Origin of the sequence: Tsukamurella strandjordii (assembly GCF_039525985.1) — a bacterium.
In the GTDB taxonomy this organism is placed as follows: domain Bacteria; phylum Actinomycetota; class Actinomycetes; order Mycobacteriales; family Mycobacteriaceae; genus Tsukamurella; species Tsukamurella strandjordii.
The window spans coordinates 489485-514324 of sequence record NZ_BAAAII010000002.1 but is presented as its reverse complement, the minus strand read 5'-3'; the positions used below and the strand labels follow the sequence as shown (position 1 = coordinate 514324).

The window sequence follows — 24840 nt, the reverse complement described above, 5'->3', positions numbered from 1 at the left end:
ATTCACCACTGCTGGGGGGTGGTCAGCTCACGAAGTCCGAGACCTTCTTCTCGAACTTGCCGGCCGCGCTGCGCAGCTGGAAGGCCGCGACCACCTCGACGATGCCGATCGCGATCGCCCAGATGCCGGAGATGAGCACGAGGATCTGCACCTCGTACGGGTAGGAGACGAGCACGAAGCCGCCGATCGCGGTGAGGATGCCCAGGATGATCACCCAGACCCGGTTCGGCAGCGACTTGTTGGCGAAGCCGATGGTGATCGAGGTGATGCCGAAGAAGATCCAGCTGATGCCGATCCAGATGCCGAGCACGGTGATCGAGTTGTAGACGTTGTCGCGGAAGCAGAAGACGCCCAGGATGAGCGACAGTGCGCCGCTGATCACGGCGAGCACCCGGTGCTGCGATTCACCGACCAGGCCCGAGATCACCTGGAAGATGCCGGTCAGGATCAGGAAGACGCCGAACAGCACGCCGACGACCAACGTGGTGGGGCCGGGCCACGCCGCGATGATCGCGCCCATGACGATCGACACGATGCCCAGGAACAGCGTCGTCTGCCACGTGCTCTTGATGCCCTGCTGCAGGGGATTGTTGGTAGTCATGCTTTCAGTATCGAACGAAGTGAGGCCGAGCGCTCATCGAATCGGCTGAATGTGTTGTGCGCAGCTCGAATGGATAGACTGCTGGTCGTGACCGCACGTGTTCTGGATGGCAAAGCGACCCGCGACGAGCTCTTCGAGCAGTTCCGAGGGCGCGTGGACGCGCTGCGCGCCCGCGGTGTGGCGCCCGGGCTGGGCACCGTGCTGGTGGGCGACGAACCGGGTTCGCACTGCTACGTCAAGGGCAAGCACGCGGACTGCGCCAAGGTGGGCATCGAGTCGATCCGCCGCGATCTGCCGGCCGACATCTCGCAGGCCGAGCTGGAGGCCGTGATCGATGATCTCAACGCCGATCCGGCGTGCACCGGATACATCGTGCAGCTGCCCCTGCCCAAGCACCTCGACGAGAACGCGATCCTGGAGCGGATCGACCCCGCCAAGGATGCAGACGGCCTGCACCCGACCAATCTCGGCAAGCTGGTGCTCGGCGCCGAGGGGCCGCTGCCCTGCACCCCGCACGGCATCGTCTACCTGCTGCGGCGGTACGGCGTGGAGATCAACGGCGCGCACGTGGTGGTGATCGGTCGCGGGGTCACCGTGGGCCGGCCGATCGGCCTCCTCCTGACCCGTCGCACCGAGAATGCCACGGTCACGTTGTGCCACACGGGCACTCGTGACCTGGCGGCCGAGGTCCGGCGCGCCGACATCGTGATCGCCGCCGCCGGTGTGCCGGGGCTGATCACCGCCGACATGGTCAAGCCCGGTGCGGCCGTCCTCGACGTGGGCGTGAGCCGCACGGCCGACGGGCTCCGGGGCGATGTCGCCCCCGAGGTGGCCGAGGTCGCCGGGTACCTCTCGCCCAACCCCGGCGGGGTCGGCCCCCTGACCCGGGCCTTCCTTCTGGGCAACGTGATCGACGCCGCCGAACGCGATCTGGCGCGTGCGGACGGGGCCTGAGTGACCGAGTCCGAGGTCGTCCGGTACCGCCGCGCCCGAGTGGTGCGGTCGGTGGTGGCGAACGCCGGATACGCCTCGGTGATCGGCGTGCTGACGGTGGGCATGGTTCTCGTGGGGCTCGAGTACTGGCGGCGAGGCCTCGTCGTCTTCGGTGCCGGTACCGGACTCGCTGCCGTACTGCGGGCCACCCTGCCCGATCGCCGGCAGGGCCTGTTGCGCGTCCGTAGCCGCTGGTTCGACACCACCGTACTGGCGCTCGCCGCGATTGCGATCCTGGTCGTGACCTGGAAGATCAGCCCGCTCGGAACGAAGTAGACTCCGCGCGGCACACGTCGTCTGCGGTCATCGCATTTCATCCTTCAGGATGACGTATGTAACGATTTCGTATCGGGTACGATGTGACCAGATAACGGACTAATGCGACGTGATCGGAGGTGCCCATGACCACCACGTCATTCGGCGCTTCCATCGGTCGCGGCCCGGTCCACTGCGTGTTGCTCGAATGGGAGGACGGCGAGGTCGTCGGTCAGCAGACCCGCACCATCGACCCCGGCCCTTACCGTCTGGGCCGCCGCAGCGACCTGCTGGCCTCGGGCTTCGACCTACTCGCCGCCCGCGCCGAACGCCCCGTCGATGCCTCCGCCGTCGCCGTGCGCACCCGCCGCGATCTGCTGGCGGCGCGGTTCGGCATCCGCGGCGAACTCCGCGCCGCCGAGGTCGTGCGCGAGACCGATGCGGTGCTCCGCGCGCTCGACGACAGTGGAGCCATCGCCCGCTATTCCGTGACGCTGATCGCCGATATCGGGGCCGGTGGGATGCGGGTGCACACCGTGACCGACGGTGCCGTGACCGCGACCGCCCGCACCACCGCGGTCGCCGTTTCCGGCACCGAACCCGGATTCGATACACCGAGTGCCGCAGCGGAATTCGTCCGCGGAGTGGTCGACGGGGCCGGTACCCCGCCCGAGGCGCTGGTCCTGATCGGCGGTGGCGCCCAGCACGCCGCGATCCGCGAGGCGATCTCCGGTGTGGCCCGTACCTCTCACATCGAGACGGTGGACGTCGACGAGCCGGAAGCGGTCGCGGCCACGGGCGCGGCGCTCCTGGCCGCCGATCGGACCGCCGGCGCCGCCCCTGCGGGCACGGCCCGCCTCGGCTCCGGCTTCGGCGCCTTCGGTGGGCACAGCGTGCGGCTCACTGCGACCATCCTCCCGGTACTGGTGGTGGCGGCGCTCGCCTTCGCCGTCCTCATCACGACCTACGCGACCGGCCTCATCGGCCCCACCGGGGACAGCACCGACCGGTTGCCCCTGGTGACCGATGCCACGACGTCGGATGCGGTGCAGGGCAGCACGACTCGTGAGGAGTTCACCTCGACGACCACCACCTTGGCCGGCGGCGAGCTGGTGGTGCCGACCAACGTGCCTCGCGATCATTCCCGCGACGAGGTCACCGTGCCGCCCGTGATGACGACCTTCGCTCCGCCGCCCACTGCGCCGCGGACGCGAACCCCCGGCCGCACCGTCGGGCCGCTGCCGACGACGCCCACCGTCCCATCCACGCCGGGTACCGGTTGGCCCACGATCCTGTTGCCGACTCCGCCCACCGGCAGCCCGACGACGGGCACCCCGAGTCCGACCAGTCCCGGCGTGCCCACGACGGGTGGCACCGGAACGCCGACCGCGCCGTCGCCCACGTCCGAGCATCCGCCGCTGCCGATCGTGGGCGGTGGGGCACACCTTCCCGAGGGTGCCTCCGGGCCGGACGTACCGCCCGCGCCCGTGCAGCCATCGGCGGGGGAGCAGGCGCCCGAGTCGCCGACCGTGACCACGCCCGCGGCGTAGCGCTTGCGGCTCAGCGTGGTCGGCGGGCCAGTTCCATCGTCGCGGTGAGCAATTCGGCTACCGCATCCCTCTCCGTGAGGAAGCCGTCGTGGCCGTCGCGGGAGTGCACGACGCGCAGCCCCTCGCAGCCGGGGAGCAGATCGGCGATCTCCTGCTGCAGGCGCAGCGGGTAGAGGCGGTCGGAATCGATGCCGCCCACCACGGTGGGCACGGGGCAGCCGCGCAGGGCGGCCTCGACGCCGCCGCGGCCCCGGCCGACGTCATGGTGATTGAGTACCTCCGACAGCACCACGTAGCTGCCGGCATCGAAGCGCTGCACCAGCTTCGACGCCTGGTGATCGAGGTAGGAGGTCACGGCGTACCGTCCTCCGTTCAGTGGATCCTCTTCGCCCTGAGGGTGATTGGCGAAGCGCGAGTCGAGTTCGATCTCGGTGCGATAGGTCAGGTGCGCGATCCGACGGGCGATGCCCAGGCCGGCCTCGGGTGCGGCGCCGGAATCGTGGTAATCGCCGCCGCGCCAGTTCGCATCGGAGGTGATCGCCTGGATCTGCGTTGTCTGGGTGCCGATCTGATCCGCCGTGGCCCGGGCGCCGACGGCGAGCACCAGTGCGGCGCGCACCGAATCGGGATGGCTCACGGCCCACTCCAGGGCCCGGGCGCCGCCCATCGAGCCGCCGGCGACCGCGGCGATCTCCCGGACGCCGAGAGCCCGCAGCAGCTCGCGTTCGGCCTCCACCTGGTCGCGCACGGTGATCGTCGGGAATCGCGAGCCGTATCTGCGGCCGTCGGCGGCCACCGACGACGGGCCGGTGGACCCCGAGCATCCGCCCAGGACATTGGCCGAGACCACGCACCACTCGTCGGTGTCCACCGGTGCACCGGAACCGATCAGTCCGTTCCACCATCCCGCCTGGCCGTGCTCGCCGTCGGCGGTGCCGGCCGCATGCGAATCGCCGGTCAGTGCGTGCAGCACCAGCACGATGTTGTCGGCGGCCTCATTGGGCGCACCCCAGCGCTGGAAGGCGATCGTCACATCGTCGAGGACCTCGCCCGATTCCAGCCGGAAGGCGCCGATCCCGACCGATTGCATCGCACCGTCGGGAACCCGCGCCCAGTCACCTGCGTGACTGCGATCGGTCCTGCCTGCGGGAATGCTGATGGTCACCGAACCTCTTCTCGCGTTTGCCGCCCGGCGGGGCTGTCCGCCGGGAAACCTGGTCATCACCCGGGGCACCCCACCGCGGCGGAGGGTTGCCGGTCAGCGAGCCGGGGCCTGACGCTGACACTCATGACCTGGCCTGCATCATAACCGACCGGATTCGGGCGGCAGGGGTAGCGGGGAAGGCCCCGCCCTGTGAAGGAGTTCACAGGCGCGATGGGGAACCAATCGCGCCCGCCCGGTGTTGCACCGGCGTGTGAACCCATCCACGCGCATCAGTCTTGCCGTCGGCGCGATGGCCCTCGGAGGCTTCGGCATCGGCACCACCGAATTCGCGGCGATGGGTCTGCTCCCCGACATCGCGGCCGATCTCGGCGTATCGGAACCGGTCGCCGGCCATGTGATCGCCGCCTACGCCCTCGGCGTGGTGGTGGGCGCTCCGCTCATCGCCGCGGCCTTCGCCCGCGTGCAGCGCCGCACCCTGCTCGTCGCGCTGATGGTGGCCTTCACCCTCGGCAACACGCTCTCGGTGATCGCGCCCAACTACGAGACCCTGATGGCCGCGCGCTTCATCGCGGGCCTGCCGCACGGCGCCTTCTTCGGGGTGGCCGCGCTCGTCGCCGCGCACCTCGCCGGACCGGCGGGCCGCGGGCGCGCCGTCGGCCAGGTCCTCATGGGCCTGTCCGTGGCCAACGTGATCGGAGTCCCCCTCACCACCTGGCTCGGCGACGCCTTCGGCTGGCGGTACGCGCTGTCGGTGGTCGTGGTGATCGGCGCCGCCACGGTGATCGCGCTCCTGGTGTGGCTGCCCGCCGTCGACATCCCCGTCACCAACCCGCTCACCGAGCTCGGCGCCCTGCGCCGCCCGCAGGTGTGGTTCGCGCTGCTCACCGGTGTGGTCGGGTTCGGCGGCATGTTCGCGGTCTACACCTACATCAGCACCACTCTGACCAGTGTGTCCGGGCTGGAGAAGTCCGCGGTGCCCTTCGTGCTCGCTGTGTACGGCGTGGGCATGGTGATCGGCAACGTGGTGGGCGGTCGTGCCGCCGACTTCTCGGTGAACCGGTCGATCGTCGCCACGCTCGCCGGTCTCGTGGTGCTGCAGGCGCTGTTCTCGGCGTTCGCGCCGGAGCCGGTCGCCGCGATCTCGCTGTTCTTCCTCATCGGCCTCACCGGGTCGGCACTCGTCCCCGCGCTGCAGACGCGCCTGATGGACGTCGCGGGGGAGGCGCAGACCCTGGCCGCCACCCTCAACCATTCGGCGCTCAACATCGCCAACGCTCTCGGTGCCTTCCTCGGCGGTGCCGTGATCGCCGCAGGCTACGGCTACACGGCACCGGCGCTGGTCGGCAGCGGCCTGGCCGTCGCGGGCCTGGGCGTCTTCGGCATCGGCCTGCTGGCGGCGCGCCGCGCCCCGGAACCTGTCGGTGCCCGCCGGTAGGGTCGGGCCCATGCGAAGGATCCTCGCGCTGTGCGCGATCACCCTGCTCGCGGTGTTCGGTCTCACGGCCTGCGGTAAGTCGAGCCAGCCGGCAGCGGAATCCGCGGGCGCCACGTCGGCGGCCGCCAAGGCCCCGTCGGGCGCCTCGCGCTCGGTCACCGCCAAACCCGGTGCCCCGTCCCGCTCCGCGGCGAACACGGCCGTACCCCAACGGGTCTCCGACACGCTCGCCAAGATCGACGCCGGCACCTGGCCGCCGAAGGACGGCTCCGGAACGCAGGGCGGCCGCAACTTCGGCAACTTCGAGAAGCGGCTGCCGGCCACCGGTGCGGACGGCAAGAAGGTGCGCTACACCGAGTGGGACGTCAACATCAAGAAGCCGAACCGCGGCCGGGATGCCGAACGCATCATCACCGGCTCGGACGGCAGCGCCTGGTACACCCTCGACCACTACGAGACCTTCACGAGGATCCGATGAGCACTCTTCCGCAGTTCCTGGCCTCCGGCTCCGGGGCGGCGCTCACCAGCGCCGATCTCGACAGCCTCAAGCAGCGCGAGCGGCCCCGCGTGCTCGTCGCCCGCGGAAGCCGCATGCGCGCCAAGGCGGCGCTACTCGACGAGTTGTCCGCCGTCCTGCAGTTCCCGCTCGACTTCGGTGCGAACTGGGACGCCCTCGCGGATTGTCTGGGAGACCTGGGCTGGCTGGGCGGCCCGGCCCTGGTGGTGGTCGCGATCGCCGAGGCCGAGCAGGTTCTCGCGGATGAGGCGGGTTCGTTCGACGTCTTCGTCTCGGTGCTCGCCGACCGGGGCGTCCAGGTGCTGCTGAGCACCGGCCCCGATGCCGACGATGCTGCTGTCCGCGCCACCTGGTCCGATGCCGGTCTCACCGTGGCGGCGCTCGCATGATCGTCACGTCGATCAACGTCAACGGCATCCGCGCCGCGGTCAAGCAGCGGTCCGAGGAGAACCTCGGGATGTTGCCCTGGCTGCGCGCGACGAAGGCCGACGTCGTCGCGCTGCAGGAGGTGCGTGCCACGCACAAGCAGACGCTGACCGCGCTCGCGCCCGCTCTCGACGAGGGGTGGCACGTCACCGCTGCGGAATCGTCGACCGCGGGCCGCAACGGCGTCGCGATCCTCTCGCGCCGCGAGCCCGATGCGGTGCGCATCGGCTTCGGCAGTGCCGAATTCGACGAGGCTGGCCGATACCTGGAGGCGGACTTCGGCACGCTCACCGTCGGCTCGCTCTACCTGCCCTCGGGCGATGTGGGCACCGAACGCCAGGACGAGAAGGACCGCTTCCGCAAGGAGTTCGGCGAGTACCTCGCCAAGCTCGGACGCCGCCGGCGCGACGTGGTGGTGTGCGGTGACTGGAACATCGGCCACACCGAACTGGACATCAAGAACTGGAAGGGAAACGTCAAGAACTCGGGCTTCCTCCCCGAGGAGCGGGAGTGGATGAGCACCTACATCGGTGCCGGCCGTCCCTTCACCGACGTCGTTCGCGAGCTGCATCCCGATACGCCGGGCCCGTACGCCTGGTGGTCGTGGCGCGGCAAGGCCTTCGACAACGACTCCGGCTGGCGGATCGACCTGCAGATCGCGAACAACGCCCTCGCCGCCCGCGCGACAGCAGCGCGGGTGGAGCGCGCGGACACCTACGCCCTGCGCTGGTCGGACCACGCGCCGGTCACCGTCGAGTACCGCGACTAGCGGCGACGAGCGGGCTGCCGCACGGGGAGGCGGATCGCGTGTCCCGCCGGCGGCAGCCACCAGGTGCTCGGGTACGCGGCGGCGGCAACGGTGGCGAAATGGCGGCGACCGGGCCGGGCGGTGCCGCCCCTGCTCCCGTCGGTGCACCGGCCGGCCGGATACCGACCGGATACTGAAGAGACGTGGCGAGCGGCGGTCGATAGACTCAACGATCGTGACTGAGACCGCCCCCACCCCCGCGAAGCGGCAGCGTGCGCTGTCGGGAATCCAGCCGACGTCGGACTCGTTCCACCTCGGCAACTACCTCGGCGCGGTACGGCAGTGGGTGGCCCTGCAGGACGAGTTCGAGACCTTCTACTTCATCCCGAACATGCACGGCATCACCACGCCGCACGATCCGAAGGCACTGCGCGAGCGCACCGTCTTCGCCGTGGCGCAGCTGCTCGCGCTCGGGGTGGACCCCGAGCGGTCCACCATCTTCGTCCAGTCGCAGATCCCGGAGCACGCGGAGCTCACCTGGGTCCTCAGCTGCATCACCGGTTTCGGCGAGGCCAGCCGGATGACGCAGTTCAAGGACAAGTCGGCCAAGAACGGCACCGACAGCTCGTCGGTGGGACTGTTCACCTACCCGATCCTCATGGCCGCCGACATCCTGCTCTACCGCCCGCAGGTGGTGCCGGTCGGCGAGGACCAGCGCCAGCACCTCGAGCTGACCCGGAACCTGGCTCAGCGCTTCAACACCCGGTTCAAGAAGACCTTCGTAGTGCCCGAGCCGTACATCGTCTCCGGCACCGCCAAGATCTACGACCTGCAGAACCCGACCGCGAAGATGAGCAAGTCCGCGGAATCGGATGCGGGCCTGATCAGCCTGCTCGACGATCCCAAGGTGATCGCCAAGCGGGTCAAGTCCGCCGTCACCGACACCGAGCGCGAGATCCGGTTCGACCGGGAGAACAAGCCCGGCGTCTCCAACCTGCTCACCATCGAATCCGCCTTCACCGGCGCCACCATGGAGCAGCTCGAGACCAAGTACGAGGGGAAGGGCTACGGCGAGCTCAAGACCGATGTCGCCGATATCCTGGTCGACTTCACCACGCCGCTGCGCGGGCGGGTGGACGAGTACCTCGAGGACCGCACGGAGCTCGGCCGGATCATCGCCCAGGGCCGCGAACACGCGCGGGAGATCGCATCCCGCACCCTCGCGGATGTCTACGACAGGGTAGGGTTCCTGGCGCCCTAAGCGGTTGCAAAAGCAGGAGGTCGTCCGGGGATGCTCGACAAGTATCGGCAGCGCTGGCCATGGTTCGATCACCTCATGGCCGCCGCCGAGCGGTACCAGGACAAGAAGGGCGACTACTTCGGCGCGGGTATCACCTACTTCAGCGTCTTCGCGCTGTTCCCGCTGGCCATGGTCGCCTTCTCGGTCGGTGGCTACGTCCTGATCAACGACGCGGACCTGCTCGCGGAGCTCAAGCTCACGATCAATTCGGCGATCAGCGACGAGAGCCTGCGCAAATCGGTCAACGACCTCATCGATCAGGCGATCGGCTCGCGCGGCACCGTCGGCATCGTGGGCCTCGCGGGTGGACTCTGGGCCGGTCTCGGGTGGATGTCGAACGTGCGCGCCGCGCTGACCGCGATGTGGGACAGCGAGGTGCCCGAGCAGAACTTCGTCAAGACCAAGCTGCAGGACCTCGGAGCCCTCATCGGCCTGTTCGTGGTGATCGTGGCCTGCATCGCCCTCATGGCGGTCGGCAACAGTCCGCTCACCTCGAAGATCCTCGACGCGCTCGGCCTCGGTGACGTTCCGGGCCTGCAGGGGCTGGTCACCACCGCCACGATCATCGTCACCATCCTGGCCGGCTGGGCCCTGTGGACCTTCGTGATCGCCAAGCTTCCGCGGGTGCAGTTCCCGTGGCGCAACGCCCTGCGCGCCGGGCTCCTGACGTCGATCGTCTTCTACGCCTTCATGCAGGTGGCCGCCCTTCTCATCGGCAACACCATGAAGGGGCCCGCCGGGGCGACCTTCGGGCCGATCCTCGGCATCATGCTGTTCATCTACTTCACGGCGCGGATCGTGCTGTTCGCGACGGCGTGGGCGGCGACCGACCCGCGCAATCAGCAGTACGTGATCCCCGCGGTACCCGACCCGGTGGTGATCTCGCCGGTGATCCGGCAGGAGTCCGATCCCGGCCGCAGCGTGGCGGCGGGTGCGGCGGGCCTGGTCGCGGGCATCGGCCTCGGCGCGTTGGTGCGCCGCCGCCGCTGATCCGCCGCCGTTGAGTTGTGGTCGTTGTCCCGTGGCCGTTGACCCGTGGCCGTTGGCCGGTGGCCGGTCGTCACCGCGGGCGTGAAGGATTCATGAAAATCCGTTGCGGGGAGCGGGTTACGGGTTCCGCGCCGCCGCTGACCGGACTACGGTCCAGATAGTGACCGGAAGAAGGGACCAGATGACAGTGAGTAGACGAGCCGTGATCGCCGGCGCAGGGGTATCTGCCGCCGCGGCGGCAGCGGCGGTGGCCGGTGGTGCGTCCGCGGCGCCGAATGACCAGGGCCAGAAGGGCATCGAGGAGCACGGCAGTGCACCGGCGCCGTTCGAGGCGGGCCGCGCCGTGGTGGTGTCCATCCTGCTGTACGACGGCATGACGGCCCTCGACGCGGTGGGACCCTACGAGCTCCTCAATTACGTTCCGGGCGTCACGATGCAGTTCGTCAGCGAAGACGGTGCGCCGGTGCGGATGGACTCGGGCCTGCTGCGGCTGCCGGCCACGCACTCCTTCGCCACGGCGAAGCCCGCCGATGTGCTGCTGGTGCCCGGCGGACCGTCGGCTGATGACACGGGGCGGCGGACAGTGCTGCGGGACTGGGTGTCCCGCACCAGCGGCCGGGCGACCTGGACGGTCTCGGTGTGCACCGGCGCGCTGATCCTGGCGCACGCGGGCCTGCTGGCGGGACGTCCCGCCACCACCCACTGGATCGCGATGGACCTCCTCGGATCGCTGGGGGCGAAGCCCCGGCCCGAGGCCCGGATCGTGCGATCGGACCAGTTCGTCAGCGCCGCCGGGGTATCCGCCGGGCTCGACTGCACGCTGTGGCTGATCTCGCGGATCCGAGACCGCGCGACGGCCGAGGCGGCGCAGCTGAGCATCGAGTACGACCCGCAGCCGCCCTTCCGCAGCGGCCACTACAGCACTGCCTCCGAGACCACCCGCAAGACTGCGCGCACACTGCTCATGGGTGCCCTCAAGCGCTGATTCCTCAGCGCTCCGCGGCGTCCCGCGGGAGGGTCACGCCGCGGAAGAAGGCAGGCCGGTGGACGGCGCACGCGATCATCAGCGGGATCCCCAGCACCAGCATGCCCACGCCCAGTACGAAGACGCCGCCGATCCCGCCGATGGTGGTGGCACCGTAGTCGGGCGCGATCATGTCCACGGCGCTCTGTCCGAAGGCCCACACCATGGTGAGCCCACCCAGGAGCGGGAACAGCAACCGCAGCACGAAGTTCCGGGCCGACCGCAACAGTGTGCGGCGGAAGTACCAGACGCACGCGAAGGCCGTGATCGCGTAGTAGAAGGCGACCGCCAGGCCCAGCGACTTGATCGAGTCCTCGAGCGCATTGCGGCTGACCACGGACAGCGTCAGGTAGAACAGCAGGGCGGAGGCGCCCATCACGACCGTGCCGAAGGACGGTGTCAGGTACTTCGGATCGACCCGCGCGAATCGGTCGGGCACCGCCTTGTACACCGCCATCGCGAGCGTGCCGCGGGCCGTGGGCAACACCGTCGACTGGGTCGAGGACAGTGCCGAGATCGCGACGGTCAGCAGCAGTAGTCCGGCGAGCACGGCGCCGCCCACGGGTGCGCCGAGCACGGTGAGTACGTCGTCGCGGTTCTCGGGATTGTTCAGGCCGATCCCGGTGGTGCCGAAGCCGGCGTAGGCCTGCACGGCCACGGCGACGAGCACGTAGGTGCCGAGGAGGACGACGGTCGAGAGCACCGCCGCCCGTCCGGGAGTGGTGGCCGAGCCCTTCGTCTCCTCGCCCACTGCGAGGCAGGCGTCCCAGCCCCAGTACAGGAAGATGCACAGGATCACCGCCGCGGCGATCTGCGAGGCGCTGAGTCCGGCGGGATTGAGCCAGGACCAGCTGGGGCGCACCGCCTGTGCTCCGGCCCGGCCGGAGTACACGAGTACCAGGGCCGCCACCGCGGCGAACACCAGGACGGCGAACTGGATGGCCATCAGCACGTTCTGCAGGCGTTCGGAGACCACGATGCCGCGGTAGCTCACCCAGGTCATCGCCACGATCAGGACGCACCCCAACCCGGTCACCAGCCAGCGCGAATCCGCCAGCTCGGGCATGCCGAGGAAGCGGAACAGGTACACGCCCGAGATCTCGGCGACGTTGGCCAGCACGATGATCGCCGAGACCGCGAGGCCCCAGCCGCCCATCCAGCCCACCCACGGACCGAAGGCCTTGCTGCCCCAGGTGAAGGTGGTGCCGCAGTCGGGCACCGCGTCGGCCAGCTCCCGGTAGGCCACCGCCACCATGAGCATCGGGATGAACGCCAGGGCGAACATGGCGGGCGATTTGTCGTGCACCGTGGCCACGACGTAACCGAGGGTGGCGGCCAGGCTGTAGGCGGGCGCCGTGGACGACAGGCCGATCGCCATGTTGCCCAGCAGCCCCAGGGAGTCCGAGCGCAGTCCCTTGTCGGGCACGGGTTCCAGGATCGAGGAGGTCATCTCAGCGCCCCCGGCTGGTGCGCATCGCGGCGCCGACGAGCGCACCGATCACCACCAGACCGCCGAGGCCGATCGCGATCCGGGTACCCGTGCCCATACCGCCGGAAGCCTCGGATGCGGTGGTCTCCGGCACCGCGGGCCGCTCGCGGGTGGCGCCGGCGGTGGGGGAGACCAGCGTGCCCACCGAACTGCCGCGCAGCCCGACGCCGTAGTCGAGGAGGCGCCGGAACTGATCCCAGTAGGTGTTGCCCGTGTACGCCAGGCCGAACAACTGCACCACCACGTACCGGCGGCCGTCCCGATCGACGGCGCCCACGTAGGTCTTCTTCGCATCGTCGGTGAAGCCGTTCTTCCCCGCCACTGCACCGGGGACATCGGTGAGCATCCGGTTCTCGTTGACGATCGGATACGGCGCGACGGAGGTCGGTGCCGGGGGCGGCGTGGCGCCGGGCGGCAGCGGTGTGGGCGGCGCGGTGGTGGGCACCGGCGGATGGCCGGGGAAGGTGATCTGGCGGGTGGAGGCAATCTCGATGAACCGCTTGTCGCGCAGTGCGTTCTGCAGGATCAGCGCCATATCGTAGGGGCTGGTGGTCTGGCCCGGTCCGTCCAGGCCGGACGGTGTGGCGGCGCGGGTGTCGCGCGCCCCCAAGGACTTCGCCAGGTCGTTCATCTTCGTGACCGCGGCGTCGACCCCGCCCAGCTGGCGGGCGAGAGCGTGCGCGGTGTCGTTGCCCGAGATGAGCATCAGCCCCTCGATGAGCTGCCGTACCGTGTACCGGCCTCCGGGGGCGACGCCCGCCGAATCACCCTCCTGCGCGGCGTCTTCGGCGGTCCCGTCGACCACGGTGTCGAGATCGAGGTCACGCAGCGCCACTTGGGCGAGAAGGAGCTTGATGGTGCTGGCCGGCCGGTACCGCCCGTGCGGATCCTTGGCGGCCAGCACGGTGCCGTCGGTGAGGTCGGCCACCAACCAGCCGGCCGAGTCGATGCCCTGCGGTGCGGGCGGCGCACCGTCGGGCGCCACGACGCCGCAGCCCGACAGGCGTTCGCCACCCACCGGCGGCTTCGGAACCGGCAGCGGTTTCGGGGCGGGCTTCCCAGGGGCGGGCACCTCGGAGGCGTCGACGGCGGGCGGCGCCACCTGCTTGTGCGGACAGGAGTCCGTGTTCAGCGTGGTGACCGCCGGGACGGTGGTGACGCCGGGCGTGGGCGGAGGAGGTGGGACGGCGGCAGCGAGGCCGGGGGCGGCGAGGCCCCCGACCAGGCAGGCGGCGAGCGCACACCGGAGAAGTCGAGCTGTCATCGGCTCGAATCGTATCCGGCGGGCTCCGTCATTCCTGCAAGCGGCGAAGCATGTCGGCGAGGGCGCTCAACTCCGTGGGCGTGAACTCGCGCAACGGCGCGGGAGCAGGATCGGGCGTATCGGCGACGAGGGCCACGACGGCGCGGCCCGCATCGGTGAGCGTCACCAGCTTCGCGCGCCGGTCCGCGGGATCGGTGTCCCGCACCACGAGGCCGCGCTCCTCCAGGTCGTTGACGGTGACGGTGGCCGCCGGCGGGTCCATCGTGGCGGCGTGCGCGAGCTGCTTGAGCGTCATGGGCCCGGATCTGGCGAGCCGAGTGAGCGCGCGGATCCGGCTGAACGGCAATCCGGTCCGCTCCACGACGGCCCGGCGCCAGCCGTCGCGGCCGTCGAAGGCCACGCGGACCAGGGATCCCCAGACCTCGTCGGGATCGGGCCGGGTGACGGGTTCAGCGGGCATCGGCGCCCTCGCGATCCTCCAGCAGGGGCGCGATGCGCTCGATCGAGCGTGCGGCGGCCGGACCGGTGGAGACCACGCCGAGTGCGAGCACGCAGCTCGTGGTGCCGGCCACGATCCACCAGAGCTGAGCGCCGGCGGACAGGCCCGCCAGGGCCACGCCGATGCTGACGCCCACCTGGCGGCTGGTGGAGGCGAGCGCCGCCGCGGCGCCGGCCCGGTCCAGCGGCATGCCGTTCACGGCCGAGTTGGTGATCGGTGCGTTCACCAGGCCGAAGCCGGTCCCGAAGATCGCGAAGATCACCGCGATCAGGGGCAGCGGGGTGTCCGGATGGATCGCGGTGAGGAGCACGGCGCCCGTGGTCATCAGCAGCCCGGCACCGAGGAGCGAGGGCCGCGCGCCGTAGCTCGCCACCAGCCGGCCCGAGATCGGCGAGCAGATGAGCACGGCGAGCGCCATCGGCAGGAACATCAGGCCCGCGTGGACGGCCGAGAGGTGCCGCGTCTCCTGCAGGTACATCGACATGGTGAACAGGAAGGCGCCGAAGGCGGCGAAGGCGCACACCGCGGTGAGCGTGGCCGCCGAGAACGGGATGCTGCGGAAGAAGCGCAGGTCCAGGAACGGGGACGGGTGCCGGCGCTCGTGCAGGACGAAGGCGGCGAGCGCGGCCACGGTGCCGAGGAACACCAGGGGTTGCTCCTCGATCAGGCCGAAGACCAGGGTGAACACCACCGCCACGGCGAGCACGAGGCCCCACGGGTCGACGGGCCGGATCCGGGCCGCCTTCGACTCCGGGACCACGAGGAAGGTGAGGACCACCGCGAGCGCACAGATCGGCAGGTTGATCCAGAACACCGAGCGCCATCCCAGCGATTCGATGAGGATGCCGCCGACGAGTGGGCCCAGCGCAGTGGAGATGCCCACGACGGCGCCCCACACGCCGATCGCCCGCGCGCGCTCGGCCCGGCCGGTGAAGGTGGCGGTGATGATCGACATGGCCACCGGATTGAGCATGGAGCCGCCGACGGCCTGGGTGAACCGGGCGGCGATGAGGACCCCGACGGTGGGCGCGACGCTGCACAGCAGGGAGCCGACCGCGAAGGCGATCAGGCCGATCCGGAACACGCGGCGCCGCCCGAAACGATCGGCGGCGGCGCCCGCCAGTACCAGCAGGCCGGCGAGGGTGAGGGTGTAGACGTCCACCACCCACTGCAACTGCTGGACCGAGGCCGCCATATCGGTGCGGATCGACGGGAGCGCGACGTTGACGATCGTGGCGTCCATCGAGACGATCAGCAGGCTGAGGCTGCACGTGAGCAGGACCAGCTGCTTGCGCCGGGCCCTCGGCTCCGAGATCGTTGTAGACACACAATGATTGTAAACATACAATTGATTCATGCACCAGACTCCTCGCTGCTCGTACTTCGTCGACGAACCGCTGCCCGGTACGGCGACGCAGGAACCGGGCTGGCTGTGCATCGAGAACAACGCGGGCTGGGGGCGGGATCCGTTCTCGGGGGAGACCTTCGCGCCGGAGATCGGTGCCGCCATCGAGCGATTCGCGGAGGAGCGCGGCCTGCGCGTCCTGCTGATCCGCCGTCCCGGCCGCGCCGACGGGCCCCGCGGCCCGCGCCGGGTGTTCGTGGCCCGGAGCGAGGCGGGACAGACCTCCTTGCGCGCCTTCGTGATCGACGACGACGCGCAGATCCCCGCGCTGGCAGTGGACGATCCCGCCGCCGGCGCGCCGGCGGAGCCGATCGCGTTGGTGTGCACGAACGGCAAGCGGGACGTGTGCTGCGCGGTGCGCGGCCGCCCCCTGGCGGCCGAACTCGCCGCGCACTATCCCGATCCTGTGGTGTGGGAGTGCTCGCACACCGGTGGTCACCGCTTCGCACCGGTGCTGATCGTGCTCCCCGCCGGTTACACCTACGGGCGGGTGTCCGCCGGCGAGGCGCAGGAGGTCTTCGATGCCGCGCGCGCCGGCACCGTCTCGACGGTGGGGCTGCGCGGCCGCTCCTCGACCCCGCCCGTCGGTCAGGTCGCCGAGGTCGCGGTGCGGGAGTCGATCCCGCCGTGCGATCCGGACGCGCTCCGGGTCACCGTCGAGACCGGCCCCGTGCCGAAGCACGGTGCGGCGAGCGGTATCGCGACGGTGCGCCACACCGACGGACGCGCGTGGCGGGTCGCCGTGGCGGCCACCGAACTCGAGCCGCGGACGGCGTCCTGCGGGAAGTCGCCGTCGCCCGCCCGGGCCTGGCGGGTCACCGACATCGCGCAGATCTAGGCGTTCCCGCGCGGAGCGGTCAAGAACCGCGATCAGCACACACCTCGACCATCCCGCGAGGGTGGTTTCGGCCGGTATGGGCGGTAATTCCACTCCAAATATTCCACTTGGAGTAATCGTGGCGTAGCGTTGCCGGCGGTCGCGAATGGGAGGTGGAAGATGGCGCGGAATCGGCCCCTGACGCCCCTGGCAGTGGCGGCTCTGGCCCTGCTCACCGAGCGGAACATGCATCCCTACGAGATGTTCACCACGATGGTGCAGCGGCACGAGGACCTGGTGGTCAAGCTCCGGGCCGGATCGCTGTACCACACCGTGAACCGCCTCGCGGACGACGGACTGGTGTCCGCCCAGGGCGTCGATCGCGAGGGCAACCGTCCCGAGCGCACCACCTACACGATCTCGCCCGAGGGCCGGGACCGCTTGCAGGCCACCGTGGTCGACCTACTGGCCCGGCCGGCCGAGGAGTACCCGCAGTTCCCGCTCGCCCTCGCCGAGGCGCACCGTCTGGACCGCGACCTCGTGGTGGACCTGCTCGGCGCGCGCCTGCATCAGACCGAGAGCCGGGCCGCCGCACTGCGGTCCGGCCACGCCCGCGCCACGACCCATGTGGCGCAGGCGCACCTGCTCGACATCGACTACCTCGCCGCGATGGCGGAGGCCGAGGCGGCCTGGCTGCGCGGCCTGCTCGACCGGCTGAACAACGGAACCCTGGAATGGAAGGTCTCCTGTGACGACGACTGACGACCGCCCCGCCGGCGGCGGACTCCCCGCGAACTACCGTCCGTGGCCCGCGCTGTGGGCCATGGTCATCGGCTTCTTCATGATCCTGGTGGACTCCACCATCGTCTCGGTGGCCACCGACTCGATCATGGTGGGGCTCGGAACCGATCTCAACAGCGTGGTCTGGGTGACCAGCGCCTACCTCCTGGCCTACGTGGTGCCGCTGCTACTGGCCGGTCGGCTCGGCGACATGTACGGGCCCAAGAACCTCTACCTGATCGGCCTGGTGATCTTCACCGCCGCCTCGGCGTGGTGCGGGCTGTCCGGCACCGCCGGGATGCTCATCGCGGCCCGCGTGGTGCAGGGCTTCGGCGCCGCACTGATGACGCCGCAGACGATGGCCGTGATCACCCGCACCTTCCCGGCGGACAAGCGCGGCAGCGCGATGGCGCTGTGGGGCTCGGTGGCGGGCGTCGCGATCCTCGTCGGGCCGCTGGCCGGCGGCGTCTTGGTGGACCGCCTCGGCTGGGAGTGGGTGTTCTTCGTCAACGTGCCCGTGGGCGTGATCGCCTTCGTGCTGGCGATGCGGCTCGTGCCCTCGCTGCCCACGCACAAGCACCGGCTCGACATCCCCGGCATCGTGCTGAGCGCCGCGGGCCTGTTCCTGCTCACCTTCGGCCTCCAGGAGGGACAGAAGTACGACTGGGGCACCATCTGGCATCTCGGCCCGGTACCGATCGGCGTGTGGACCCTGATCATCTCCGGTGTGGTGCTGTTGGTGGTGTTCGTGTGGTGGCAGACCAAGGCGCCCGAGCCGCTGATGTCGCTCACGCTGTTCAAGGACCGCAACTTCTCGCTCGCCAACGTCGCGATCGCCACCATGGGATTCTCGGTGACGGGCATGTCGATCCCGCTCATGCTGTTCGCGCAGAAGTCGATGGGACTCACTCCCACCCGCTCGGCGCTGCTGCTGATCCCGCTCGCCGTGATCTCCGGCGGCCTGGCGCCCTTGTCCGGCAAGCTGATCGACCAGGTGCACCCCCGCTACCTCGCGGGCTTCGGCTTCGCCTCGAACTCGATCGCCCTGTTCTGGCTCGGTGCGGTGGCCTCGCCGACCACGCCGGTGGTGGGGATTCTGGCGCCCATCGCCCTCATGGGCGTGGGCAATGCCTTCATCTGGGGGCCGCTCGCCACCACCGCGAACCGCAACCTGCCGCTGCCGCTCGCCGGTGCCGGATCGGGTGTGTACAACATGACCCGCCAGGTGGGTGCCGTGCTGGGCAGCGCCGCCGTGGGCGTGCTCATGCAGAACCAGTTGCAGGCCAAGCTGACCCCGGCGTTCCCGCCGGGTCAGGCGCCGTCACAGGACGCGCTGAGCACCTCGGTGGGACCGCTGCCGGACTTCCTCAAGGGGCCGTTCGCGGATGCGATGGGCAACAGCATCTACCTGCCCGCCACGGCGCTGATCTTCGGTTTCATCGCCGTGATGTGCTTCGCGACGCCCGTGCATCTGCGCAAGGATCAGGACGCCGTCAGCAGCTAGCCGAGGAACGCAGACCGCTGCGCCGCGTGCGGAGGGCACGCGGCGCAATGGATCACGGGATCAGCTGATCTTGCGGCGGTACACGATCATCGCCACGGCGTAGGCCACCACCAGGATGCCGGTGCACCAGGCGAGGGCCGAGACCAGATCGAATGCCACCACGGGCCGCTCGGCGAGCAGCGCGGAGATGGTGTTGACGATCGAGGTGACGGGCTGGTTCTCGGCGAAGGCGCGCACCGGGCCCGGCATGGTGTCGGTGGGCACGAACGCGGAACTGATGAAGGGCAGGAAGATCAGCGGATAGGAGAAGCCGCTGGCACCGTCGACCGTCTTGGCCGAGAGCCCCGCGATCACCGCGATCCACGTGAGCGCCAACGTGAACAGCGCCAGGATGCCGAAGACGCCCAGCCAGGCGAGGGGGCCGGCCGAGGACCGGAAGCCCATCAGCAGCGCCACGCCGATGATGATCAGTACGGTGATCGCGTTCGAGACCATCGACGTGAGCACGTGCGCCCACAGCACCGACGAGCGCGCGATCGGCATCGACTGGAAGCGCTCGAAGATGCCGCCGTGCATATCGTTGAACATCCGCAGCGCGGTGTACGCGATACCCGACGCGATCGCCATGAGCAGGATGCCCGGCAACAGGTAGTTGACGTAGTTCTCCGACCCCGTGCTGGTCTTGATCGCGCCGCCGAAGACGTACACGAACAACAGCATCATGGCGATCGGCGTGAGCGCGGTGGTGATGATGGTGTCGGCGCTGCGGGTGATGTGTTTGAGCGAACGCCCCAGCAGGGCATTGGTATCGGAGACGGCGTGCGTGGTCATGATCGGCCTCGGTTCTCGGGACGGGCTTCGGTGGGGGTGCCGGTGAGCGCGAGGAAGATCTCCTCGAGCGTGGGCTGCTTCTCGACGTACTCGACCTTCGCGGGCGGCAGCAGCTGCTTGAGTTCGGCGAGTGTGCCGTTGGCGATGATGCGGCCGTCGCGCAGGATGGCGATGCGGTCGGCGAGCTGCTCCGCCTCCTCCAGGTACTGGGTGGTGAGCAGCACCGTGGTGCCGCGCGCCGCGAGATCCTTGACCACCTCCCAGACGTCGATGCGCGCTTCGGGGTCGAGGCCGGTGGTGGGCTCGTCGAGGAAGATCACCGCGGGGTCGCCGATCAGGCTCATGGCGATGTCCAGCCGGCGGCGCATGCCCCCGGAGTAGGTGCCCACCTTGCGGCCGCCGGCATCGGTGAGCCGGAACCGGTCGAGCAGATCGTCGGCCACCGCCTCCGGGTCGGCCTCGTGGCGCAGCCGGGCGATGAGGATCAGGTTCTCCCGGCCCGTGAGGACCTCGTCGACCGCGGCGAACTGCCCGGTGAGGCTGATGGATTCGCGGACCTGCTGCGGATCCTCGCGGACGTCGTAGCCGTGCACGATCGCCGTGCCCGCATCCGGGCGCAGCAGCGTGGACAGGATCCGGACCAGGGTGGTCTTGCCGGCGCCGTTGGAGCCGAGCAGGGCGAAGATGCTCCCGGTGGAGACGTCGAACTCGACGCCCCGCAACACCTGTAGATCCTTGTAGGCCTTCTCGATCCCGCGCACCGCGATCGCGGTGTCGGTGGTGGTGATGGTCATGGGTGTCTCCTTCTTCGGGGCGGCGCGCTCAGCGGGCGCGTCGGATGGCGATGTCGCCGTACTTGGTCCGGGCCATGACGGACACGGAGTTCTCGAGGTCGGACGGGGACTCGTCACCGTCGAGCTCGTTGCGGACGCGCCCCTCCTTGGAACTGAGGTCGAGCCAGGCGGGGGTGCCCGCGCTCACGCCGACGGTGACCTGGCCGTAGCCGCTCTCCACCTCGACCGAACCGGAGACCACCTCCTGCAGCGTGATCGAGCCGTAGGCGGTCTTCGCCGTCACCGATCCGAGGGACCGGGTGATGTCGAGGTCGCCGTACGAGAGGTTCGCCTCGACGGCACCGCCCGTCTCCTCCACGCGGACGCTGCCGTGCGAGGCCTTGAGCCGGGCGTCGCCGGCGATCCGCCCGACTCGGATCTGGCCGTGGTCGGCGGTCACCTCGGCGGAGCCGTCGACATCGCCGATCGTGGCGTTGCCGTGGCCGGCCCGCACCCACAGGGCGCCGGTGTCACCGAGCTCGACGAGACCTCCGGGGTTCTTGATCCGGGTGGCGCCGAGGCGGCCCGTGCTGCGGGTCCCGCCGTACGCGACCTCGGCCGTGAGCCGGGAGCCGGCGGGGAGCTCGACCCGCACATCGACGGACTCGGACGGGCCGAACAGGCTGAACTTGGGCTTCGGGGCCACCACGGTGACCCGTGCGCCGTCGAACTCGACGCGGGTGCTCTCGGCCGCGCGCCGGTCGGCCTCCTTGGAGGGGGAGGTCGGGGTGACCGTGACGACGGTGTCGGCGCGGTCACCGGCGACGACCTCGAGGTCGCCGACCTGCAGGTTGACGGCGAGGTCGATGGGGGAGGGGGTATCGAAGGTGGGCATGAGTTTCCTTTCGGGAGACCGTTTTCGGGTGTGGTCGGCCCGCCCCGCGGGGTTCGCGGGGCTGAGCAGGTGATCGAAGGGGCGGGGGAGGCGGGTTACCTCGCCCAGCCGGCGAAGTCGTCGCTGGTGCGCAGGGGGCGTGGTGAGGACCGGCGCTGCTTGGGGGCGACGGCCGCGGCGACCGCGCGGACCAGCCAGGTGTTCACCGACAGCCCGTCGGCCGCGGCGGCCTCGTCGACGCGGGCCTTGAGCGCGTCCGGGAGGCGCAGCGTGGTTCGGGTGGACCCGGTGTCGTCCAACGGGATTCCGGGCGCCGCGGCGACCGCCTCGGTCGCACCGCCGTCGACATCGCCCTGCGGCTGCGTGACGACGAAGTCCACCTCGCGGCCGCGGAGCCGAAGGTCGACCGAGCCGGGCGCCAGGTCGCGGGTGATGGACGCGGTCGCCGCGGACAGCGCGTCGAGCAGGACGAGCCGCGTGGCGGCGTCCAGGCTCGCGGCGAGCCGCTCGGCGGCCTCGCGCGGATCGTCGACACCGTTGTCGGCGGCGTCGGACAGTTCGCGCTCGGCCGGGCCGGCCAGCTGTCGCTGGAGTTCGTTGACGAAGGGCGTGAGGTCCATGACATTAGAGTGACACCACTGTGGTGTCATGTCAAGGGATTGGTGTCAGAAATGGAGGAACTGCCAGCTCACACGTGATGCATGGATGGTGTCACTGCGCGAAAACGCCGCCCGCTCCGAAGACCGTCGCGCCGAACCGGGTACCGATCAGCTGGTGTGTGGCACCGTCGGGATGCAGGGCATCGGGCAGCGGCAGGCGATCGTGGTCCTGCGTGCCGTACAGGGCTCGGCCGTCGAGCAGGTGCAGGTTCGCATCGTCGGCCGCGCGGTCCGCCACGATCCGCGCGAGCTCGTCCCGGATCACCGTGAGCGTGAGCCGCCCGAATCGCACCTGCTCCGGATCGCCCGTCGCCTCGAACCGCAGGCCGTCGCCCGTGGGGACTGGCATCACGGGCCCGGGGGTGTGCTCCTGGATCGGGCACAGGATGGGGGAGACGAGCAGTAGGGGGGTGGTGGGGTGACCGTCGCGGATCGTGTCCAGGAAGCCGTCCACGGCCGCGGTGAAGGCGCGCAGGCGCATCACGTCGCCGTTGGTGATGTTGATGCCGATCTTGAGACTGATCAGATCGGCCGGGGTGTCCCGGATCGCGCGGGCGACGAACGGATCGAGCAGCGCGCTGCCGCTGAATCCGAGGTTGATCAGGTCGACACCCGCTGCGGCCGCCGCGATCGCCGGCCAGGTCCCCGTGGGGTGAGTGGCGTTGGAACCGTGGCTGATCGAGCTGCCGTGATGCAGCCAGACCCGGGGGTGATCACCGTCCGGCGCGATCGGTGCGTCCGAGCGCAGCGCGACCAACAGGGTGGACTCGTTGTGCGGCAACCAGATCTCCACGCGCTTGTCGCCTGCCGGAAGGTCGGTGAATCGTGCTGTGCCGGAAGGCCCCTCGGTGTGCTCGGTCTCCTGCGTCACCATATCGACCACGGTGTCCACATCGCCGCCGGGAACCGTCGCCTGCGCCACCCGGCGACCGTCGACGACGAGGTCGTAGACACCGTCGGGCCGCGGCGGGAAACCGGCGTACACGCGCTTGGTGGGGATCGTCTCGAGCTCGACGACGGTGGCCGCCGTGCGGAACACCAGCCGCACGCCCGCGGGTTGCACCTCCGCGGAGGCGAGCCGCTCGTCGGGGATCCGGCGGCGCGCGGCGGGCGGAAGCCGGTGCGGCAGAAGGCCCCGTGCCGTGTGCTCCAGGTCGAGGTGGCCGCGCAGCAGGCCGCCGTCGATCGGGGTGGTGATCAGTGCGTCATCGGCGGTCACGGCGATCCTCTCGGCGGATACGAGAACGCCCCGGACCTCGTGCGAGATCCGGGGCGCCTCGGGCTGCAGTAATGGCTAGCGGCTGAACAGGAGGGCGCGCTTGACCTCCTGGATGGCCTTCGTCACCTGGATGCCACGGGGGCACGCGTCGGTGCAGTTGAAGGTGGTGCGGCAGCGCCACACGCCGTCGACGTCGTTGAGGATGTCGAGACGCTCGGCGGCGCCCTCGTCGCGGCTGTCGAAGATGAACCGGTGAGCGTTCACGATGGCCGCGGGGCCGAAGTACGAGCCGTCCATCCAGTACACGGGGCAGCTGGTGGTGCAGCACGCGCACAGGATGCACTTGGTGGTGTCGTCGAAGCGCTCGCGGTCGGTGGGCGACTGGATGCGCTCGCGGGTGGGCTCGTTACCCGAGGTGATCAGGTAGGGCTTCACGGCGCGGAAGGCGTCGAAGAAGGGCTCCATATCGACCACGAGGTCCTTCTCCACGGGCAGGCCGCGGATCGGCTCGACGGTGACGGTGATCTCCTTGCCCTCCTGCAGGAAGTCCTTCATCAGCATCTTGCAGGCGAGCCGGTTCACACCGTTGATGCGCATGGCGTCCGAGCCGCACACACCGTGGGCGCAGGACCGGCGGAAGGTGAGGGTGCCGTCCAGGTAGCCCTTGATGTACAGGAGCAGGTTCAGGAAGCGGTCCGAGGGGAGCGCGGGGACCTTGTAGCTCTGCCAGCCGGCCGCGTCGGGATCCTCCGGGTTGAACCGGTAGACCTTGATCGTGACCATGGTGGACCCGGGCGGGACCGGCGGATTGACGGTCGATGACGGGAATTCAGCGGTGGCGGTCATCAGTACTTACGCTCCATCGGCTCGTAGCGGGTCTGCACGACGGGCTTGGTGTCGAGACGGATCCCGGACTCCAGGCCCTCGCCCTCCTTGTACGCCATGGTGTGCACCATGAAGTTCTCGTCATCGCGGTTCGGGTAGTCCTCGCGGGCGTGGCCGCCGCGGGTCTCCTTGCGGTTGATGGCGCCGACCACGGTGACCTCGGCCAGCTCCAGCAGGAAGCCCAGCTCGATGGCCTCGAGCAGGTCGCTGTTGAAGCGCGTGCCCTTGTCGGTGACCGTGACGTGCTCGTACCGGGCCTTGAGGGCGCGCACGTCCTCGAGGGCCTGGGTGAGGGTCTTCTCGGTGCGGAAGACGGCGGCGTTGTTGTCCATCGTCTGCTGCAGCTCGGTGCGGATGGCCATCACGTTCTCGTTGCCGTGATCGCTGAGCATGTTCGCGACCCAGTTCTCGACCATCTCGGCCGGGTTCTCCGGGAGCGGGACGAAGTCGTGGGTGTTGGCGTACTCGGCGGCGGCGATGCCGGAGCGGCGGCCGAAGACGTTGATGTCGAGCAGCGAGTTGGTGCCCAGGCGGTTGGCGCCGTGCACCGAGACGCAGGCGCACTCGCCGGCGGCGTACAGGCCGGGGACCACGTGCTCGTTGTCGCGCAGCACCTCACCGTGGATGTTGGTGGGGATGCCGCCCATCACGTAGTGGCAGGTGGGGTACACGGGCACCAGCTCGGTGACGGGGTCGACACCGAGGTAGGTGCGCGAGAACTCCATGATGTCCGGCAGCTTGGCCATCAGGGTCTCCTCCGGGATGTGCGTGACATCCAGGAGCACGTAGTCCTTGTTCGGTCCGGCGCCGCGGCCC

At 69.9% G+C, this 24840-nt stretch carries 26 protein-coding genes and 1 riboswitch; of the genes, 13 read left to right on the top strand and 13 right to left on the bottom strand.

From position 1 onward, the window contains the following. Window positions 1–22: 22 nt before the first annotated feature. Window positions 23–601, bottom strand: coding sequence for an HdeD family acid-resistance protein (locus ABD108_RS03280; protein WP_343929302.1), 579 nt, complete (start codon window positions 599–601; stop codon window positions 23–25). A gap of 87 nt (window positions 602–688) precedes the next feature. Between ABD108_RS03280 and ABD108_RS03275 the strand changes: the two genes are divergently transcribed. The 3 genes from ABD108_RS03275 (at window position 689) to ABD108_RS03265 (ending at window position 3399) form a co-directional block, all read left to right on the top strand. After that, window positions 689–1555: a bifunctional methylenetetrahydrofolate dehydrogenase/methenyltetrahydrofolate cyclohydrolase gene (locus tag ABD108_RS03275; RefSeq protein WP_343929300.1), complete on the top strand. Its 867-nt coding sequence runs from the start codon at window positions 689–691 to the stop codon at window positions 1553–1555. Then, window positions 1556–1870 carry a DUF3017 domain-containing protein gene (locus ABD108_RS03270; protein ID WP_255585501.1) on the top strand — a complete coding sequence of 105 codons (315 nt, stop codon included), beginning with the start codon at window positions 1556–1558 and terminating at the stop codon, window positions 1868–1870. It abuts the gene before it with no gap. Window positions 1871–1995: 125 nt separating this feature from the next. Next, on the top strand, window positions 1996–3399 hold the full coding sequence (locus tag ABD108_RS03265; protein ID WP_343929298.1) for a hypothetical protein: 1404 nt from the start codon (window positions 1996–1998) through the stop codon (window positions 3397–3399). 10 nt (window positions 3400–3409) lie between these two features. Here ABD108_RS03265 and metX read toward each other — a convergent pair whose 3' ends face one another. Beyond that, window positions 3410–4564: a homoserine O-acetyltransferase MetX gene (gene metX / locus ABD108_RS03260; RefSeq protein ID WP_343929296.1), complete on the bottom strand. Its 1155-nt coding sequence runs from the start codon at window positions 4562–4564 to the stop codon at window positions 3410–3412. Between the two features lie 8 nt (window positions 4565–4572). Then, a riboswitch (SAM riboswitch) is annotated at window positions 4573–4693 on the bottom strand. Window positions 4694–4853: 160 nt separating this feature from the next. Here metX and ABD108_RS03255 point away from each other — a divergent pair. From ABD108_RS03255 to ABD108_RS03225, 7 genes are all read left to right on the top strand, one after another. Next, window positions 4854–5999 (top strand): MFS transporter, encoded by a 1146-nt coding sequence (locus ABD108_RS03255; protein ID WP_425579757.1) that lies wholly within the window; start codon window positions 4854–4856, stop codon window positions 5997–5999. A 10-nt stretch (window positions 6000–6009) separates the two neighbouring features. Further along, entirely contained in the window at window positions 6010–6477 is a 468-nt protein-coding gene (locus tag ABD108_RS03250; protein ID WP_220656359.1) for a guanyl-specific ribonuclease, read from the top strand. Continuing rightward, complete coding sequence (locus ABD108_RS03245) at window positions 6474–6905, top strand: barstar family protein (protein WP_343929292.1); 432 nt, start codon at window positions 6474–6476, stop codon at window positions 6903–6905. The genes ABD108_RS03250 and ABD108_RS03245 overlap by 4 nt, the downstream gene beginning before the upstream one ends. Continuing rightward, window positions 6902–7711 carry an exodeoxyribonuclease III gene (locus ABD108_RS03240; protein ID WP_343929290.1) on the top strand — a complete coding sequence of 270 codons (810 nt, stop codon included), beginning with the start codon at window positions 6902–6904 and terminating at the stop codon, window positions 7709–7711. Before ABD108_RS03245 ends, ABD108_RS03240 begins: the two co-directional genes overlap by 4 nt. A 214-nt stretch (window positions 7712–7925) precedes the next feature. Next, a complete protein-coding gene (gene trpS, locus ABD108_RS03235) occupies window positions 7926–8951 on the top strand; it encodes a tryptophan--tRNA ligase (RefSeq protein WP_220656356.1) in 1026 nt (341 codons plus the stop codon). Window positions 8952–8981: 30 nt separating this feature from the next. After that, a complete protein-coding gene (gene yhjD, locus ABD108_RS03230; protein ID WP_220656355.1) occupies window positions 8982–9980 on the top strand; it encodes an inner membrane protein YhjD in 999 nt (332 codons plus the stop codon). A 181-nt stretch (window positions 9981–10161) separates the two neighbouring features. Continuing rightward, window positions 10162–10965 carry a DJ-1/PfpI family protein gene (locus tag ABD108_RS03225; RefSeq protein WP_343929288.1) on the top strand — a complete coding sequence of 268 codons (804 nt, stop codon included), beginning with the start codon at window positions 10162–10164 and terminating at the stop codon, window positions 10963–10965. A 4-nt stretch (window positions 10966–10969) separates the two neighbouring features. Here ABD108_RS03225 and ABD108_RS03220 read toward each other — a convergent pair whose 3' ends face one another. Genes ABD108_RS03220 through ABD108_RS03205 form a run of 4 tightly spaced genes read right to left on the bottom strand, consistent with a single transcriptional unit; the run spans window position 10970 to window position 15583 of the window. Continuing rightward, window positions 10970–12454: an APC family permease gene (locus ABD108_RS03220; protein WP_343929286.1), complete on the bottom strand. Its 1485-nt coding sequence runs from the start codon at window positions 12452–12454 to the stop codon at window positions 10970–10972. A 1-nt stretch (window position 12455) separates the two neighbouring features. Then, window positions 12456–13757, bottom strand: coding sequence for a D-alanyl-D-alanine carboxypeptidase family protein (locus ABD108_RS03215; protein ID WP_343929284.1), 1302 nt, complete (start codon window positions 13755–13757; stop codon window positions 12456–12458). A 28-nt stretch (window positions 13758–13785) separates the two neighbouring features. Further along, window positions 13786–14217, bottom strand: coding sequence for a MarR family winged helix-turn-helix transcriptional regulator (locus ABD108_RS03210; protein ID WP_343929282.1), 432 nt, complete (start codon window positions 14215–14217; stop codon window positions 13786–13788). Beyond that, the gene (locus ABD108_RS03205) at window positions 14207–15583 is read right to left on the bottom strand and encodes an MFS transporter (RefSeq protein ID WP_425579756.1); all 1377 of its coding nucleotides are present in this window, start codon (window positions 15581–15583) and stop codon (window positions 14207–14209) included. The genes ABD108_RS03210 and ABD108_RS03205 overlap by 11 nt, the downstream gene beginning before the upstream one ends. Window positions 15584–15611: 28 nt before the next feature. Between ABD108_RS03205 and ABD108_RS03200 the strand changes: the two genes are divergently transcribed. The 3 genes from ABD108_RS03200 (at window position 15612) to ABD108_RS03190 (ending at window position 18762) form a co-directional block, all read left to right on the top strand. Continuing rightward, window positions 15612–16499 (top strand): ferredoxin family protein, encoded by an 888-nt coding sequence (locus ABD108_RS03200; protein WP_343929278.1) that lies wholly within the window; start codon window positions 15612–15614, stop codon window positions 16497–16499. Window positions 16500–16658: 159 nt separating this feature from the next. After that, a complete protein-coding gene (locus ABD108_RS03195) occupies window positions 16659–17240 on the top strand; it encodes a PadR family transcriptional regulator (RefSeq protein ID WP_343929276.1) in 582 nt (193 codons plus the stop codon). A 61-nt stretch (window positions 17241–17301) separates the two neighbouring features. Continuing rightward, on the top strand, window positions 17302–18762 hold the full coding sequence (locus ABD108_RS03190) for a DHA2 family efflux MFS transporter permease subunit (RefSeq protein WP_255585716.1): 1461 nt from the start codon (window positions 17302–17304) through the stop codon (window positions 18760–18762). Window positions 18763–18822: 60 nt separating this feature from the next. Here ABD108_RS03190 and ABD108_RS03185 read toward each other — a convergent pair whose 3' ends face one another. The 7 genes from ABD108_RS03185 to ABD108_RS03155 all read right to left on the bottom strand — a co-directional run. Further along, entirely contained in the window at window positions 18823–19593 is a 771-nt protein-coding gene (locus tag ABD108_RS03185; protein WP_343929274.1) for an ABC transporter permease, read from the bottom strand. Continuing rightward, window positions 19590–20387 carry an ABC transporter ATP-binding protein gene (locus ABD108_RS03180; RefSeq protein ID WP_220656346.1) on the bottom strand — a complete coding sequence of 266 codons (798 nt, stop codon included), beginning with the start codon at window positions 20385–20387 and terminating at the stop codon, window positions 19590–19592. The genes ABD108_RS03185 and ABD108_RS03180 overlap by 4 nt, the downstream gene beginning before the upstream one ends. 28 nt (window positions 20388–20415) lie before the next feature. After that, a complete protein-coding gene (locus tag ABD108_RS03175) occupies window positions 20416–21261 on the bottom strand; it encodes a DUF4097 family beta strand repeat-containing protein (protein ID WP_343929272.1) in 846 nt (281 codons plus the stop codon). A 95-nt stretch (window positions 21262–21356) separates the two neighbouring features. Continuing rightward, window positions 21357–21881, bottom strand: a complete 525-nt coding sequence (locus ABD108_RS03170) for a toxin-antitoxin system HicB family antitoxin (protein WP_220656344.1) — start codon at window positions 21879–21881, stop codon at window positions 21357–21359. Window positions 21882–21972: 91 nt separating this feature from the next. Further along, a complete protein-coding gene (locus ABD108_RS03165) occupies window positions 21973–23139 on the bottom strand; it encodes an SGNH/GDSL hydrolase family protein (protein WP_343929270.1) in 1167 nt (388 codons plus the stop codon). Between the two features lie 75 nt (window positions 23140–23214). Next, entirely contained in the window at window positions 23215–23985 is a 771-nt protein-coding gene (locus ABD108_RS03160) for a succinate dehydrogenase iron-sulfur subunit (protein WP_220656343.1), read from the bottom strand. Beyond that, a partial coding sequence (locus ABD108_RS03155; protein WP_343929268.1) for an FAD-binding protein occupies window positions 23985–24840 on the bottom strand: 856 nt, incomplete at its 5' end. The genes ABD108_RS03155 and ABD108_RS03160, both read right to left, overlap by 1 nt.